The 15,180-nt window shown below is 52.0% G+C and carries 15 protein-coding genes; 8 read left to right on the top strand and 7 right to left on the bottom strand.

What is annotated here, in order from left to right; genetic code table 11:
- A partial coding sequence (gene sohB, locus ABYK60_RS11995; RefSeq protein WP_372872254.1) for a protease SohB occupies window positions 1-876 on the top strand: 876 nt, incomplete at its 5' end.
- 160 nt (window positions 877-1,036) lie between these two features.
- The gene (locus ABYK60_RS11990; protein ID WP_372872253.1) at window positions 1,037-2,083 is read left to right on the top strand and encodes a helix-turn-helix domain-containing protein; all 1,047 of its coding nucleotides are present in this window, start codon (window positions 1,037-1,039) and stop codon (window positions 2,081-2,083) included.
- On the opposite strand, the gene ABYK60_RS11985 is transcribed toward ABYK60_RS11990, so the two are convergent.
- The 5 genes from ABYK60_RS11985 to ABYK60_RS11965 all read right to left on the bottom strand — a co-directional run bounded on the left by ABYK60_RS11985 (window position 2,034) and on the right by ABYK60_RS11965 (window position 8,489).
- Complete coding sequence (locus ABYK60_RS11985) at window positions 2,034-3,263, bottom strand: SO2930 family diheme c-type cytochrome (RefSeq protein ID WP_372872252.1); 1,230 nt, start codon at window positions 3,261-3,263, stop codon at window positions 2,034-2,036. The genes ABYK60_RS11990 and ABYK60_RS11985 overlap by 50 nt on opposite strands.
- Window positions 3,264-3,340: 77 nt before the next feature.
- Window positions 3,341-5,989: a parallel beta-helix domain-containing protein gene (locus tag ABYK60_RS11980; protein ID WP_372872251.1), complete on the bottom strand. Its 2,649-nt coding sequence runs from the start codon at window positions 5,987-5,989 to the stop codon at window positions 3,341-3,343.
- Window positions 5,990-6,354: 365 nt separating this feature from the next.
- Window positions 6,355-7,200, bottom strand: coding sequence for a D-hexose-6-phosphate mutarotase (locus ABYK60_RS11975; RefSeq protein WP_372872250.1), 846 nt, complete (start codon window positions 7,198-7,200; stop codon window positions 6,355-6,357).
- Between the two features lie 212 nt (window positions 7,201-7,412).
- Window positions 7,413-7,985, bottom strand: coding sequence for a VOC family protein (locus tag ABYK60_RS11970; RefSeq protein WP_372872249.1), 573 nt, complete (start codon window positions 7,983-7,985; stop codon window positions 7,413-7,415).
- A gap of 6 nt (window positions 7,986-7,991) precedes the next feature.
- Window positions 7,992-8,489: a murein L,D-transpeptidase family protein gene (locus ABYK60_RS11965; RefSeq protein ID WP_372872248.1), complete on the bottom strand. Its 498-nt coding sequence runs from the start codon at window positions 8,487-8,489 to the stop codon at window positions 7,992-7,994.
- 185 nt (window positions 8,490-8,674) lie between these two features.
- Here ABYK60_RS11965 and ABYK60_RS11960 point away from each other — a divergent pair, with 185 nt between their 5' ends.
- On the top strand, window positions 8,675-9,511 hold the full coding sequence (locus ABYK60_RS11960; RefSeq protein ID WP_372872247.1) for an ion transporter: 837 nt from the start codon (window positions 8,675-8,677) through the stop codon (window positions 9,509-9,511).
- Between the two features lie 9 nt (window positions 9,512-9,520).
- Entirely contained in the window at window positions 9,521-11,032 is a 1,512-nt protein-coding gene (locus tag ABYK60_RS11955) for an MATE family efflux transporter (RefSeq protein WP_372872246.1), read from the top strand.
- Window positions 11,033-11,135: 103 nt separating this feature from the next.
- On the opposite strand, the gene ABYK60_RS11950 is transcribed toward ABYK60_RS11955, so the two are convergent.
- Both ABYK60_RS11950 and ABYK60_RS11945 read right to left on the bottom strand, forming a co-directional pair.
- Entirely contained in the window at window positions 11,136-11,369 is a 234-nt protein-coding gene (locus tag ABYK60_RS11950) for a DUF2986 domain-containing protein (protein WP_372872245.1), read from the bottom strand.
- A 101-nt stretch (window positions 11,370-11,470) separates the two neighbouring features.
- Window positions 11,471-11,911, bottom strand: a complete 441-nt coding sequence (locus tag ABYK60_RS11945; RefSeq protein WP_372872244.1) for a hypothetical protein — start codon at window positions 11,909-11,911, stop codon at window positions 11,471-11,473.
- Between the two features lie 70 nt (window positions 11,912-11,981).
- Between ABYK60_RS11945 and ABYK60_RS11940 the strand changes: the two genes are divergently transcribed.
- The 4 genes from ABYK60_RS11940 to ABYK60_RS11925 all read left to right on the top strand — a co-directional run bounded on the left by ABYK60_RS11940 (window position 11,982) and on the right by ABYK60_RS11925 (window position 15,151).
- The gene (locus tag ABYK60_RS11940) at window positions 11,982-12,671 is read left to right on the top strand and encodes a hypothetical protein (RefSeq protein ID WP_372872243.1); all 690 of its coding nucleotides are present in this window, start codon (window positions 11,982-11,984) and stop codon (window positions 12,669-12,671) included.
- A gap of 142 nt (window positions 12,672-12,813) precedes the next feature.
- Window positions 12,814-13,830: a 2Fe-2S iron-sulfur cluster-binding protein gene (locus ABYK60_RS11935; protein WP_372872242.1), complete on the top strand. Its 1,017-nt coding sequence runs from the start codon at window positions 12,814-12,816 to the stop codon at window positions 13,828-13,830.
- 118 nt (window positions 13,831-13,948) lie between these two features.
- Entirely contained in the window at window positions 13,949-14,377 is a 429-nt protein-coding gene (locus tag ABYK60_RS11930) for an N-acetyltransferase family protein (protein ID WP_372872241.1), read from the top strand.
- A 69-nt stretch (window positions 14,378-14,446) separates the two neighbouring features.
- On the top strand, window positions 14,447-15,151 hold the full coding sequence (locus tag ABYK60_RS11925; RefSeq protein ID WP_372872240.1) for a DUF445 domain-containing protein: 705 nt from the start codon (window positions 14,447-14,449) through the stop codon (window positions 15,149-15,151).
- The last annotated feature ends 29 nt before the right edge of the window (window positions 15,152-15,180 follow it).

Below are 15,180 nucleotides of genomic sequence, written 5' to 3'. Positions count from 1 at the left end.
GTTTCAGAAGAGCTTGAGCATCTGAAAGATCATCTGAAACATGAGCTTTTGGATAAAAAGGCTTGGAAAGCCTACGAAAAAGCGAAAAAAGCAGAAAGCAAAGCTGCTGAGAAGGATGAGAACTCCAAACCTCGCACCTTCGTTCTCGACTTCAAAGGCAGTATTGATGCCCATGAGGTTGCGTCACTTCGCGAAGAAATCAGTGCCATTCTCACTGTGGCGGAAGCCGGTGATGAAGTGTTGGTAAATGTTGAAAGTGGTGGTGGCATGGTGCATGGCTATGGTCTGGCAGCAAGCCAGCTTGATCGTCTGCGTCAGGCCAACATCCCTCTTAGCATCTGTATCGATAAAGTGGCCGCCAGTGGTGGTTACATGATGGCCTGTGTTGCTGAGCGTATTTATGCCGCACCTTTTGCCATTGTCGGCTCGATAGGTGTAGTGGCTCAGTTGCCCAATTTCAATCGCTTGCTGAAAAAACACGATATCGATTACGAGCAGCACACCGCCGGCGAGTTCAAACGTACCCTGACACTCTTTGGTGAGAACACCGAAGAAGGCCGGCAGAAGTTCCGTGAAGAGCTGGAAGAAACCCATCAGCTGTTCAAAGCTTTTGTGGGCAAGTATCGTCCGGAACTGGATTTATCCAAGGTTGCCACCGGTGAACACTGGTACGGACAGCAGGCGCTGGAGTTGGGGCTGGTGGACGAAATCGCCACCAGTGACGATTTGATGCTCTTGGCCGCAAAGGACAGAACTTTGATTAAAGTACGCTTCCAACCCAAGAAAAAGCTCGCCGATAAACTCGCCCACAGCGCTGCGCTGTCGGTGAACACTTTCTTTGGCAAGCTGGCGGAAAAGAATAAACCGCTGCCTTGAGCAGAATGACAAACGCAATATTTCAAGAGCCTGCTTTTGCAGGCTTTTTTGTATCTTTTATTTGCGTCATACCCAGCCGTACTGACGAGTTTGCCGGGGTTTTCTTAATCCCATAAATGGTATACAACATTGAGTACGGGGATCACAAACGGTTGTAAACATGTCAGATTATCGCGCCGGCGCCATGGTTGGGGATCAAGGGTACCCAGCGTGGGAGTTGGCTCAAGTGTTGGGTGCCATCAAACGGCTTTTTGGTGAGGCCAGTTATCGGGCCATTTGTGAGCGCCTAGGTGTTGCGCCTGAGGTATTGGCGCATATGACGCTGGTGCCGGTCTGGCAGGTTGCGGCTGCCATGGAGGCTCTTTGCAGCCTCAGTGATGATGGCCAGATTGGTATGCGTGCCTCGGCCAGTTACACTGTTGCCGAATTGGGTTTTTTAAAAGGCTACCTTGCCCGTTGTGAGACCTTGGGTGATTGCTTTCGACTGCTGAATGATAATCCGGAATGGGCAGGTTCGGTTAACGACAGCCTGGTTACCCTGGATGACACAGGGCTTAGCGTGCGCTGGATTAATACGTTGCGGCTAACTCCAGCTCAATTTCAGTGCCATTTTTTATACAGTGTCGGTGCCCTGGTCGTGCTGGGAAGAGCCTTATGTCATAAAGCGTTTGCCCTTGAATCCATTGCGTTGGGCGGTCCGGATCAGGCTTGCGACTTTATAACGGCCCTCTGTGGCGTCAGCCCGCAATTTAACGCCCCTTTTTACGAGTGGCGTGTGTCTCTGGCTACCTTGTCCTTACCTGTGCGTTACCCGTTCAGCGATGAAGAGCGTAAGGAGCCCTGTTTGCCTCAGCCCAGTTTTATTGATGTGGTGCTGTATCAACTCAAGTCACAGATGCCGCTGCTGCCGACTCAGGCGGAAATGGCCCAAGCCCTTGGTATGAGTGAACGAACCTTGAGGCGTAAGTTGGCTGATAATGACTGCAGTTATCAGCGCCTGTTGGATCAGGTGAGAAGTCAGGCTGCCATCAGTTTGATTTTACAGGCAAACCTCAGTGCAGAGGACATTGCCGAGCGACTGGGATTTACCGACGTGAGTCATTTTCGGGCGAGCTTCAAGCATTGGCTTGGCGCGCCGCCCGGTAAGTTTCAACGCCTTATTGGCAGTTCCCAAGGGCTGGGGACATCAAATCAATCCAGTGACTGATTTGTTCTACAGCTTCCTGATGAACCAGATTGCGCCCCAGCGGTGGCATTCTGTCTTTGGGGGCTGACAGGGTTTGGCGGTACACCAGTATCGAGTGGTCACCATTGCCCGGCACTATATCGTATGACAGCCCACGCTCGCCGCCATCCCAACCCGGTGGCTGTTTACAGATGCCGTATTGCACGCTTTGATGGTCAACCTCAAATCCAAGCCTTAGCCCCGATACGCTCGCAAAGCCAGTGGCTTTGTGGCAATGGGCACAGTTCACATCCAAATAGCCTTTGGCGCGGGCGGTAAGGTCGCTGGCCTCATCGGTAATGGCATAGGTGCGCGGCAGTGCATTCAGCTCCACACTACCGGTTATCAGGCCCTTATCTTTAAAATAGCCCAGCTGATTAACAGCCTCGTCGCTGCCAATAATGTTTATGTCCCGATTCAGCAACAGTGGTTTGGGGCCAATCGGCTTTATTACCGCCAGGTTGTTTTGCAACTCCTGGTGACAGAGTTTGCATTCCGCCCGGCTTGGCACGTGATAGTTGAAGCTCAAAGCCTCAGCACCGCGGTTGAGGCTGTGGGGGATATCTGTGCCCGTTTCGGTGAGCTTAGCTTCGACAGCTCCGCTGGCGCCTTCGCCCCAGACATAAGGCAGAGCAGTCCAGCCTGATTCTCGGTGGATAAGCAGGCGGGTCTCGATGAGTTTCGCACTAAGAGGATCGGTTTGTGCGCTATCAGCCGGCAGATAAAAACTTTTTACCAGTACAGTACCAATGGGAAATTCAAACTGATTGCCATTGAGTGACATGTGTTTGCCTTCCGGTAAAAACAGCACCCGGCGTTTGATGGCATAATCGGTAAAAAGCTCGCTGGCAAGCATGTAGGGCTCACCGCGACCGTTTGGTTTGCTGCCCGGATCGGCAGGGTCGGAAAACAGGCGAAAATCACTCAGCCTGGCGCAGTTTTCCTGCATCAACGCCTGATAGTTAATGTCGCCGTCGGTTGAACTGCAAAGGCCGGTGTCAGAGCCAGCTCCTGCGTTTCCTGTGCCACCACCGCCTGTTCCTCCATTGCCAGCACTGGGTGGGGGAGCACTGCTATCATCTGAGCCGCCGCAGGCTGTCAGGCAGAGCAGTGCAGTCAGCAGCACAATCGTTGCAGTCTTACCGTAACTCGCTTTCGGCATCTTGTGCCCTCCTTCTGTTGATATCCAAATAAAAGGCCGGAATGACCGGCCTATTTATCAGAGATGCTCAATGGTCATCAGTTGGAGCAGGCGGCTGCGGGCAGACGCTTTATCCATTCGTGGATAAGGGCGACGCCTTCGGTATGAGCCAGGCTGCGACCGATTTCCGGCATACGATCGCCAGGCTCGGTGCTGGCCATCCTGAAGTGCAGAATGGAGCTTTCGGGCTTGGTGGGCACCACATCGTAACCCAGGCTGCCACCGCCGTAGGCAACCGGCTGCTTGCAGGTTCCGTGGGAGAAGCCGTTGTCATCGGCGTAGGCGCGCCAGTACTCAAGTTTGAGGCCTGTGTTGGACGCGTTGCCTTCCGGGCGGTGACAATGGGCACAGTTGATATCGAGATACCCCTTGGCAGTGTTCATCAGGGTGTCGCTATCCATGCTGGTTACCTTGGCTTCGTCGCCATCATGGTAAGCCGGCACCTTAGGCACAGAGGCAAGTTCAGGCAGGCCCTGCAAAATACCTGCACTCTGCCAGCGGCTGAGCTGATTTACGGTGGCGTCCTGATAGGCAAAGTCACCGTTGAGGAAGCGCGCCTTGGGACCGATTGGCACAAAGCGTGGGTAGTCATCACCCTCTGCCTTGAACTGATGGCACTGTTTACATTGATTTATGGAAGGCACTATGTAATCGAAGGTCAGGGACTCGCCCTTGTGCATGACAGTTTTGGCCTGTACCGCTCCAGGCTTGGTCAGTACGGCTTCATCCTTTTGGGCATTCCACACGTAGGGCAGCGCTGTCCAGCCGCTGGCACGGTGAATAAGCAGCCGCGTTTCAATCAGATCTTCGTTCTCAATGCCACGCTTGGTGGTATCGGCGGGCAGGGCGAAGGTCTTGGTGATTACCGAACCTACCGGGAAGTCAAAGGCCTCGTTTTCGGAGTACTGCGCCTTGGTGCCATCCGGCAGGAACACGAAGCGATACTTACTGGCATAGTCAGTAAACAGCTGAGTATTCAAATCGTAAGGCATACCACCATTGGCGTTTTGGGTCGGGTCTTTGGCATCGACAAACAGGTTATAGTCTGACAGTTTGGGGCAATTGGCCTTGGCAAGGGCATTCCAGTTGACGCCGCTGCCGCTGGTGCCGCACAGACTCACATCCCCATCACCTATGATGCCGCCATCGCCATCGCCAATGGTGCCACCGCCACCAATCAGGTTGCCGCCATCGCAACCGGCGGTGTCGTCATCCACGCCGCAGCCGAAGATTTCTTCGCCGAAGGTGACGGTATGCACCGGCAAACTGACCTGGGCACATTTCATCAGGTTGGTTTGGGTTTTTTCATACATTACATCGGCAATACTCAAATCAGTATTGCTGTTGCCATAGAGCTGACCCAGGCTGACATCGCCATTGTTTTGCATACAGACGTTGTCACTGCCATCCTCAGCAAAAGGCATTTCCTTCAGGCCAAGGTAGGCGGCGGTGCCGTTATTGGCCAAAAGCTCTCCCAGACCATCGTAAAGGATCCCCGGCATGGCGCCGTGGGTGAGCATAAAGGCATTAATGATATCTGTGATAAGGTAGCCGTTGGGCTTTTGGCCGTAGCCGCTTATCTCGTTGTCGTGGACATAGATATTGCGCGGCACTGGACGCCAGCCATCTTCAATGGACTGTCCCGGCTGACCATAGTTGGCGACAAAGTCGCTGATCTCAGGCTCGGCAATAAAGAAGCTTGAGACAGTCAGGCCCAGGGTATCGTGGTTGGTGATTTGGTTATTGAAGATTTCCACATCGTTGGTGGACAGCACAATCACGCCTGTGCCGGGAGGCACAATGTGCACACCGGCAGGGTTGGCCGAGGCGTTGGCGAAGTTTTGAGTGTTGTTATCGTACACCTTGTTGTCGAAGATCCGCACGCTGGAGCCGTATCTGTGGTTGTTGATGGGCAAATCGAACACCAGAATACCGCCGGTGTTGCCCATGGCTTCGTTGTTGTAAACATCGGCGTAGCGGCTGTTTTCAATCTCAATACCTGCCACGTTTTCCTTGGCGATGTTGTTGCGCACTACTATGTACTCGGATTGACCGACATAGATGCCCGCATCGGCGCTGCCTCGGACGTAGGTGTCTTCAATGAGGATGTTTTCACATTCCACCGGATACAGGCCGTAGGCGCCGTTGTCTTTGTCCAGTGCGCCTTCCCATACGGCGCCAAGACGGCGCAGTATGATGCCATTGGTGTTTTTCAGCTTGATGCCGTTGTTTTTGGCTTCGTATACCGACAGGTCCTGGATGGTAATGTTCATCGCGTTTTGCACGAAAATACCGTCGCCGGAGTTGGCGTTGGCAAAGTCCAGAATGGTGTCGTCTTTGCCGTAGCCCATCAGGGTCACGTTTTTGGCAAAAGCGCCATCGCCATCCACGTCGCCATCAAATAGCAGGGTCGACTGGATTTCGAAGCGGCCTTTGGGCAGCACAATCACATCGCCGCTTTGGGCGTTGATCAGCGCTTCCTGAATGCGGGTAGTGAGATTTTCGCCAGCCTCCACCATGATGGCACCTTCAGGGAAGGTTGGGCCGCCGGTGGCCGGTGGCGTTACCACTGGCGCCTCAGGTGTTGGGGCAGTATCGTCGCTATCTGAAAAACAGCCGCCCAGATTGAGGGCAACAGCCAAAGCTACTGTTGTTGGTAGCCAGTGCTTTCGAGTCTTGATGTGCATGAGTTCTCCTCATTATTGTTATAATGCTGTTAAGGAAACTTGCACGAACGTGCAGTTTAGGCAATGAGAAATCCGGCCAAACTGGAGCGGATGCTGGCAAGCCAATGTTGGCGGCTTAGTTTTTATCCGGACTTTTATAGTTGGTAATTCAAACGCTGAGCTGATTTGCTTATGTTTGGGCTGCTGATTAAGTCGTTATTTGGAGCAGTTGGCGGCATGGTTTTAATGTCACGCCTGAGTGAAATCAAACGCTGCTATTGACGTGGGGCGGTTTGTAAAGGGTAAAGCGGCGTTTTGTGCTGAAGATAAATCATTGCAATAAAAAAACGCGCCATAGGGCGCGTTTTTTTAGAAGTAACGAATATTTATTTCCAGCGGATCACTGTGGTGAGCTCATGTGTTTGGCCGGGCTCCAGCACCAGTTTGTCCTCCAGCACATTGGCTGCTTCAAGGCATACCATGGTGAGGTAGTCTTCATCGTTAAAGCGAGCGAGCCACTTGGACTTATCAATCCAGGGATTCCACAGCACAGCTGACTGGCTGTTTTCCCGCTTCACTTCAATTACGCCTTCCGGGGTATGCAGCGTCTGCACTGGCCCCAGGTCGGTGTAGACCCGATCGGTTTCCCTGTTAAAGGTCACCTCATCACCATCCTGAGCGTAAGGCCCTTCACCGAACTCTATGTATTTGGCACCACTGAAGCCCTTGGCCACCAGCGCATGGACGTCCTGGATAGGGAAGTAGGTATGCAGCGCCTGGGTGAGGGTAACGGTTTTTGTGCCCAGATTGCGATTCACCAGGGTGACTTTAAGGGTGTCGGTCAGATGAAAGTGTATTTGTACCTGGGTGTCATGTGGCCAGAAACATTTATCGTCTTCGCTCAACGCCAGGGAGAAGGTGAGTTCAACAGCCTCATCCACTATCCTGGTATCTGAAAGATGCCATAAACGGGTGCGGGCAAATCCATGCTGTGGGAAGTCAGGGTTACTGTGCGTACCAAACCAGGGCCAGCAAACGGGAATACCGCCACGAATACCACTGCCGGGTTTATAATCGTCTGCGTCTGACACCCATAACAGCGGCGCCTTGCCTGCGGGTTGGAAAAAGTCTATCTGAGCGCCCTGTAAAAAAATCCGCGCCTTACAAAAACGGGTATCGATTTCGACATAATCGAGACCATTGGGGTGTTTTTTGGTGGTCACCGACGTCATGGATGACTTCCTCCATCAAGGTGTTACGGGCCAGGCCCGCTGAATGCTCAGGCTACTTTACCCAAGAATTGCCGCCGAAATAAGCGGTAAAAAGTGCAATTCCGGATTTTGTCTGTTCGCTTGGTGAAACGCTTAGCCTAACCGCGAGACATTAAGACCGGGTTAACTGCTTCAGGCGTAAATTCCCCCGTGGCTGACGCTGTTGTGGGTGTTCAGGCTTGCTCGCTGGCGACAATTGCCTCAATGCCGTGGGGATGCACTTTCACCGTCAGTCCCTGATAACCAAAGGCGATAGTGGGGTTGGCAAGACGCTCGGCCTCGCCCCTGGGAGAACTCATTTTAACTTTTACTTCGGTATTGCCATTAATCACAGACGCAATAGAGGGCACTTTGGTGATCAGTTGGGTGGCGAGTTCCTCACAGGTTTGTGCAGGATGCTCGCCGGTCAGCACCAGCTCTATATGTTCCCAACCCTCCACCGGATAGTGTTTATCCGAGGGGAAGGGCAATTCGATGCAGGGCACCGACATGCTGCCAAGTGTAAGCGGCTGATGCAGACGAATAATCAGAATCGGCCTGCCATTAATGATGTTGTTGCTGATGATTTCCCCAAGTTGGCCGAAATCGGTTTGCAATTGCTCTGCGGCCGCCACACTGTTGACCCGAAGTGAGGCGTGGTCGCACTCAAGCTGCAAGTCTGCAAGGGCGAGTTTGTCGAGCAGAGACAGGATATGGGTTTCAAACTCGCCCCAGTTGGCGTAAAGCTCACTTGCGTGCACAGGCATTACCCCTTATGGCCAGATTTCGATCGGGGTGCCGGGGTCAATGAGTTGCCACAGCTCGTCCATTTCTCTGTTGGTTACGGCGATACAACCATTGGTCCAGTTATACTGCTGGGCTTCTTCGGCGCTGAGGGGCGATTTGGGATCCTGGCCGTGGATCATGATGGCACCACCGGGACTTATGCCCAATGCGCTTGCGCGCAGCAGATCTTCTTCGTTGGGGTAGGAGATATGAATGGAGCGATAATAGGCGCTATTGGCCTTTTTAAAGTCGAGGATATAACGACCCTGGGGTGTGCGCTGATCCCCTTCTTTAAGTTTGTGGCCTTTGGGATTGTCGCCCATGGCAATGCGGTAGCTTTTTATGAGCTCGCCGCGGTAATACACCTCCATTTGGGCATCGGACTTGTTGACTACCACCAAATCCACTTTTTGACCTGGCTTTATGGCCGCAGAGCTGGCACTGAAGGTGGCCAGCAAACACACAACACAAAACAAACGGAACATGATTTCCCCAAACAATATGATAAAGCGCCTCACGCATCCCGATTCTACCCAAGCAGGCTTGCGCTGAAAAGTCAGCAGAGTCCTGATTGAGAATTGTTTTTGAGCAAGACTCCAGTGCGTGGCAAACTGGTGGCATCTTTCTTGGTGTTTTGCCGCCATATCAGGAATTTCAGGGACAGGTAAAGATGACTCAAGCGCCTTCTGCGTCAGAGAGCGAGCTACAGAAAAAACTCAGGATCATTATTTTTGGCACAGATACTCCTGCCGGGCGCTGGTTCGATTTGGTCTTGATCCTGTGCATTATTACCAGTGTGACCCTGGTGCTACTGGATACAGTGTCAAGCATTAACGAGCGCTGGGGCGACCTTATCCACGTGCTCGAGTGGGTGTTCACTGTGATATTTACCCTCGAATATCTGCTGCGTATCTACTGCAGTGCCAATCGCTGGCAATATGCCCGCAGCTTTTACGGTATTGTGGATTTGTTGTCGGTGCTGCCAAGTTATCTGGCGCTGTTTTTCCCCGGTGCGAATTTTACCCTCATCATTCGGGTACTGCGGTTGTTTCGGATTTTTCGGGTGCTTAAGCTGCTGCGCTATTTGAGTGAAGGCAATTTGCTGCTCAAGGCCATGATGCAGTCCAGTCGTAAGGTATTTCTGTTTTTCTTCTCAGTGAGCCTTATCATCATGGTGCTCAGCGCCATTATGTACATGGTGGAAGGTCCGGAGAATGGCTTTTCCTCCATCCCCAAATCCATCTACTGGACCATAGTGACCATTACCACGGTAGGTTATGGTGACATAACTCCAAAAACTGTGTTGGGTCAGGCAATTGCGGCGCTGACTATGTTGATAGGTTACTCAATTATTGCCATCCCTACCGGGATACTTACCGCCGAGATTTCCCAGGAAATGGGCCGCAATCGCGACCTGCGCCGTTGCAGCAACTGCCTGAAAACCGGACACGATCAGGACGCCGAATACTGTAATCGCTGTGGCAGCGAACTGCAGCGGGAGGTTTAAGCCACTACCATGACCGATGCCAAATTTGTTGAAGGCTCCATTCTTCGTCACATTCTGGTGATGAGTTCCACCGCTGCTGTGGGCATTTCGGCCCTGTTTGTGGTGGATTTGATTGATATCTTCTTTCTGAGTCTGCTTGGGGAAGCAGAGCTTGCCGCCGCGGTTGGCTATGCGGGCACTATCTCATTTTTTACTACCTCGATAGGCATTGGACTCTCGATCGCGCTGGGGGCGCAGGTGTCCCGCGCCATTGGCGCCAGAGAGCCTGAAAATGCCAAGCGGCTGATGATGAGTTCGCTGCTGGTAACATTGGCTGTGTCGACTCTGGTGTCCATTATTGTCACCCTTAACATTCCGTCGCTGATAGCCTTGGTTGGTGCCAGTGGCCGCACAGCAGAGCTGGCGGCGAGTTATCTCTATATTCTGGTGCCTTCGCTGCCGCTGATTTGTCTTGCGATGGCGCTGGGCGCCGCACTCAGAGCCGTTGGCGATGCAAAGCTGTCCATGGTGTCGACCCTGGTGGGCGGCGGCGTGAATCTGGTACTGGACCCGATTTTTATCTTTCTGTTGGCCATGGGCATTGAAGGGGCGGCAGTGGCATCTGTGCTGGCAAGGTTATCGGTGCTGCTGGTGGCCGGGCGTGGCGTCTTTATCAAACATCAGTTGGGGACAAAGCCCACGGTAGCTGGGGTGATGGGAGACTTATCGCCCATTTTCGCCATCGCCGGACCGGCCATGCTGACCAATATTGCCACCCCCATAGGGAATGGCTTTATGACCCGTGCTATTGCGGGCTTTGGTGATGGTTATGTGGCCGGTTGGGCCGTGCTTGGCCGCTTAACGCCGGTGGCGTTCGGGATGATCTTTGCACTCTCGGGAGCCATAGGTCCCATTGTGGGGCAAAACTTCGGTGCCCGGCGTTTTGACAGGCTGCGGGAGTGCTTAACTCAGTCATTGCTGTTCTGTACTGCTTATGTACTGGGGATGTCGCTGCTGCTGTTTATTGTCCGGGACTATATTGTCCATATGTTTGATATGAAAGGGGATGCCGCTGAGTTTATCGGATTCTTCTTAACCTATATTGCGGTATTTTTTGTGTTCTCAGGTGCCCTGTTCGTTGCCAATGCTACGTTTAACAACCTCGGCAAAGCCAAATATTCTACCGTGTTTAACGTGGGCAAGGCCACGTTGGGCACCTTGCCCTTTATTTGGCTTGGCGCTGAATATGGTGGTGTTTACGGCGTCCTTATCGGCCAGGTGATTGGCTCGGTACTCTTTGGCGTGGCAGGGGTGTACACGGCCTATCGTTTGGTTGGGACGATAGAGGGTAATAACTCCCGAGTCAGAGCTGATGTGGATGATGAAGTGATGCCCGCCAGCAGCAGCCCGCTGTCATCCTCGTTTACCCAAATGGCAACCCACACAGAGGAGAAAGACTGCCTGGGCGCCCAGGAAGCAACCGAGTTTTTGGTCACTCCACAAGCTGATTCAGTGTCTGATAAAGGGCATTCATCCCGTTAATTCGGTGCGGCCAGCAGGGTTTTACCAATAAAAAAGGCTCCATGGGAGCCTTTTTTATGTGCCTGATGACGCTGCTTTGGGGGAGAACTTGCCTGAGCTTTGCTTATTGACGTGGCAGGCCATTTTGCTCGTCAGCCACGGCTGGCGGTGCATCTTCAGCTCCCTGAGTGTCAGCTTCGGCCTCTTCCACAGCATTCGCTTCGGCCTCCATCTTGGCACGCTCAGCCTTGGAGATGTATCTGTCTTTGGCGGCACCTGCATTGGGCTTTTCTTTTTTGTTTTCCCGGGCCTTGGTGCGCTTGGCCATTTTTTTGATGAGTGCCTGTCGTCTGTTCATAATGAGCTCCACAATCGAGCGGCGAATACTACCTAAATGGGGGCGACTTTACCACTTAAAAGGGCACTGATAAGACTCGAAACTGCTCGTTTTGGGCTTATCTAACCTTTGTTACCAAAACGCTGCCTGTCAGCGTCGGATGCACTTTCATTGCATTCTCCGCGAATTTCGGCGCGGTCAGCCTGAATGAGACGGCTGATTTCAGTGCTTCCCTCACGGCAGAAGCCTGACATGGCCAGTGTACGTGCAAGGCCTATTTCGATTTGTTCGGTCCAGTCAGTCAAATCTACCGAAGGGCGGCTGCGCAGGTTTGAAGACAGGTTTCTGCTTGGCAAAGGCGACAAGGTTTCGGGCAGTGCTGAAGCCGCTGTGTTGACGTTATAAGTGAAGAGTTTCAATCCATTGTCTTCGATGCTGGTCGTTAGGCGATCGCGGATTTTGCCGGCATAGCTGACATCGGGTTGTGTGGTTTCGGGGGCGTAGCTTGAACAGGCGCCAAGGCCGAAAACGGCGAGGGTAAGCAGGATATTTCTGATTAACACTGATCTCTTTCCACAAAAATCACTAATACTCACAGAGTACCCATATCCAATCGGGAATCAATTCATTTTCATGCTCGAGTTCTGGCACAACCAGGTGGCCAACATCCATTGGCAGTTAAGCGGCGCCGATGCGCTGGGGTTGGTGTTGCTCGCGTTTTGGCTCTGGCTGATTTATCCCGGACGAGAATTGACCGAGCTTACTGCTAACCGGCAACTTCAGGGCAGGATGCTGCTGGCGCTCAGTGTCATGATGGGTCTTTGGTTGTTTAATGCCAGTATCCACGGTTTGTTACAGCTGCATTTTCTTGGGCTGGTCACACTTATGCTGATGTTTTCCTGGCGATTGGCAACCGTACTGGCGATGCTGCCGAGTGCTTTTTACTGTGTGTTTGTACTCAAGGCACCCGGTTATTTTGGCGCTTATGCCCTGATGGGCGTGTGCCTGCCGATGTTTGTGGCGTTTGTCATTCATAACCGCAGTTTTTACCTGCTGCCGAAAAATCTGTTTGTGCTGATTTTTATCAGTGGTTTTGCCAACGCGGGTTTATCGCAACTGACTCATGAAGGCTTTTGGTCGTTGTGGTTAGGCTTATCGGGTCGTGTTGAGTGGTCTGTGCTGTGGCGGGACTATTTTTCGCTTTCGGTATTAATGATGTTTCCGGAGGCACTATTAAACGGTATGGCCATTTCAATGCTGGTTGTGTATCGACCGCAATGGCTGACGGATTACTCCGATTGGCATTATCTCTGGCCTCGCTGAACCGCAGGTAAATGACATTTTTCTGGGCTGTCCTACACCATTAGTGTGCATTTGTTGGCAAGGCAATAACTTGACTTTACCTTTGATTGTCAGCACCTTAAGCTGTTCTTGTAGATTTCCGACCTGGAGCGACTGATACGTCATGACGCTGTTTTTTTTGGATAACCAGCGCTTTCATGCCGAGTCCGGCGAAACCGTTTTATCCAGCCTTAAACGGGCTGGATATTCTCATAATTACTCTTGTACCAAAGGGGTGTGTCGCTCCTGTTTACTGAAACTTGTTAAAGGTGATGCACCAGCCAGGGCGCAAAAAGGGCTTGAGCCGGAACTTAAGGCGCAGGGATTGTTGTTTGCCTGTCAGTGTGTGCCAAATGAGGGTATGCAGCTGTCGATGCCTGCCGAAGCGCTGAATATACCGGCCCGCTTGCTTGATAAGCAATTTATCGGTGACCATGTACTCAGATTGGTGCTCAAACCCGAAAGCAGTGAGGGCTTTCACTGTGGCCTTTGCGTGGGGCTGCGTGTGCTCAATGGGGATGGCGAGGGGCATGAAATGGGCCGAACTTATGGCATTGCACCCGGGCTTGGAGAGGGCACTATCGCGTTTCATGTGCGGCGAAAACGTAATGGCAAATTCAGTCAGTGGCTTTGTGATGAGACTAAGGTGGGCGATACACTGATGCTTACCCGTCCCTGGGGGCGCTGCGATTATCGTCATGAATATCTGAATGATGAGCTTATTGTCGTGGCGTTTGGTACCGGCATTGGTCCCGCACTTGGTGTGGTGCACACGGCACTGCAGGCAGGACATAACAAATCTGTCCATCTGTACCATTGGGGCAGAACTCTTGATGATCTTTACCTTCATCGGCCGCTGCTGAAGCTGATGTTGGAGCATCGCAATTTCTTTTATCAGGGACTGATTGGTTCCCGCAATGATAAAGAGCGAATCGACAATAACCGTGTCCGACTCACCGCTGTCCCGGAGATCCTCAAGGAGCGTCACGTGCTTACCCGTGACAAGCGCCTGTTTATATTTGGTGAGCCTGAGATGGTGGCTCAAGTTACCGAATATGCTTTTTTGAATGCCCTGGATATTGAGCGTCTTCACAGCCAGTCATTTGAGTATCGGGATTTACGCAAACACCCCAGAATCTAGTGGGGCATTCTTTGTTAATCAGCGGTCGAGTCTCACAGTGTCTTTTTTAATTTCATTATGTTAAGTTCTGTCGGGTCGTTCCGCTTGCCTGGAGCGTCGGTAAATTCAAGGAAGAAGCATGCACATACGTTTAGCCTCCGAATACGATCTCGATACATTACTCCCCCTGTTTAACGCTTACAGACAAAATCTTGGTAAAGAGACGGATGCCATCGGGGCAAGAGAGTTTCTTGCTGCTCGTTTAAGTGAGAATGACTCAGTCATTTTTGTGGCCATGGATGAGCACAACGCCATTGGTTTTATTCAACTGTATCCTTCTTTTTCTTCGCTGCACTTAAAACCGGTTTGGTACTTTGACGACAGCTATGTCATCCCGGCGTATCGGGAGCATGGCGTCGCCCAACGTCTTGCCGATAAAGCATTGGAGCTTACCAAAGATACGGACGTTCTCTGTGTCCGTCGGACGTTAGTCGACGATAACACCTCGGTGATGCTCGACCCTGATACAGGTCAGCAGAATATTTATCAGCTAATCGCGTCTCGGTAAGCGCATTGGCCTCGGTTGGAGTACTTGTTAGAATGCGCTGTTTTTTGCATTGGACAATCGAGGAATTAGATGAATAAGGGTCTGATAACCAATGGGGTGGCTGCTGCAGTGACGGCGGTTGGTGTTGCCAGCAGTCAGCCGCTGGTTACATCAGTTGGTCTTTTTTCATTATCGGGTGCGGTAACAAACGAGCTGGCTATTCATATGCTGTTCGAAAAGGTGCCGGGACTTTATGGATCAGGGGTTATTCCAGCCAAGTTCGAATCCTTTAAGGCGGCTATTCATAACCTGATGATGAGTCAGTTTTTTACCGATGAAAACATCGACCGTTTTCTGAGCGGTCAGACCGGCAGCAAGATACTGGATCTGACGCCTGTTATCGATAAACTGGATTTAAGTCCTGCGTTTGATGCCCTGGTGGCCACAGTGGCACAGTCTTCCTTTGGTGGTATGTTGTCGATGTTTGGCGGGGTGGATGCCCTTGAGCCGATGAAGGCCCCCTTTGAAGAAAAGATGAAAGCCTCACTGGCTGACATTGCCAGCTCTGATGGATTCCACGAAAACCTGCTACAAGCGTTGGAAAGTCCACAGATCCTAAGTGATTTCAAAAGCCAGATTGCGCAAATTGTGCAAAGTCGTCTCGATGAGTTGACGCCGGAGCTGGTCAAGAGCCTGGTGCAGGAAATGATCTGTGAACACCTGGGCTGGTTGGTTGTTTGGGGGGGGGTATTTGGCGGGCTTATTGGTCTTGTGGCTGGGGTGTTGCAGGGCTAAACTGGTTACTGATATGTTTAAAATGTCCA

Origin of the sequence: Shewanella sp., from assembly GCF_041630135.1 — a bacterium.
Taxonomy (GTDB): Bacteria; Pseudomonadota; Gammaproteobacteria; order Enterobacterales; family Shewanellaceae; genus Shewanella.
Note: the sequence above shows the minus strand (reverse complement) of the source record. Positions and strands in the feature narration are given on the sequence as shown.

Bases quoted from the DNA above. Each gene is read 5' to 3' on its own strand.
- ABYK60_RS11990 (WP_372872253.1), top strand. From the start codon at position 1,037: ATGTCAGATTATCGCGCCGGCGCCATGGTTGGGGATCAAGGGTACCCA.
- ABYK60_RS11985 (WP_372872252.1), bottom strand. From the start codon at position 3,263: ATGCCGAAAGCGAGTTACGGTAAGACTGCAACGATTGTGCTGCTGACT.
- ABYK60_RS11980 (WP_372872251.1), bottom strand. From the start codon at position 5,989: ATGCACATCAAGACTCGAAAGCACTGGCTACCAACAACAGTAGCTTTG.
- ABYK60_RS11975 (WP_372872250.1), bottom strand. From the start codon at position 7,200: ATGACGTCGGTGACCACCAAAAAACACCCCAATGGTCTCGATTATGTC.
- ABYK60_RS11970 (WP_372872249.1), bottom strand. From the start codon at position 7,985: ATGCCTGTGCACGCAAGTGAGCTTTACGCCAACTGGGGCGAGTTTGAA.
- ABYK60_RS11965 (WP_372872248.1), bottom strand. From the start codon at position 8,489: ATGTTCCGTTTGTTTTGTGTTGTGTGTTTGCTGGCCACCTTCAGTGCC.
- ABYK60_RS11960 (WP_372872247.1), top strand. From the start codon at position 8,675: ATGACTCAAGCGCCTTCTGCGTCAGAGAGCGAGCTACAGAAAAAACTC.
- ABYK60_RS11955 (WP_372872246.1), top strand. From the start codon at position 9,521: ATGACCGATGCCAAATTTGTTGAAGGCTCCATTCTTCGTCACATTCTG.
- ABYK60_RS11950 (WP_372872245.1), bottom strand. From the start codon at position 11,369: ATGAACAGACGACAGGCACTCATCAAAAAAATGGCCAAGCGCACCAAG.
- ABYK60_RS11940 (WP_372872243.1), top strand. From the start codon at position 11,982: ATGCTCGAGTTCTGGCACAACCAGGTGGCCAACATCCATTGGCAGTTA.
- ABYK60_RS11935 (WP_372872242.1), top strand. From the start codon at position 12,814: ATGACGCTGTTTTTTTTGGATAACCAGCGCTTTCATGCCGAGTCCGGC.
- ABYK60_RS11930 (WP_372872241.1), top strand. From the start codon at position 13,949: ATGCACATACGTTTAGCCTCCGAATACGATCTCGATACATTACTCCCC.
- ABYK60_RS11925 (WP_372872240.1), top strand. From the start codon at position 14,447: ATGAATAAGGGTCTGATAACCAATGGGGTGGCTGCTGCAGTGACGGCG.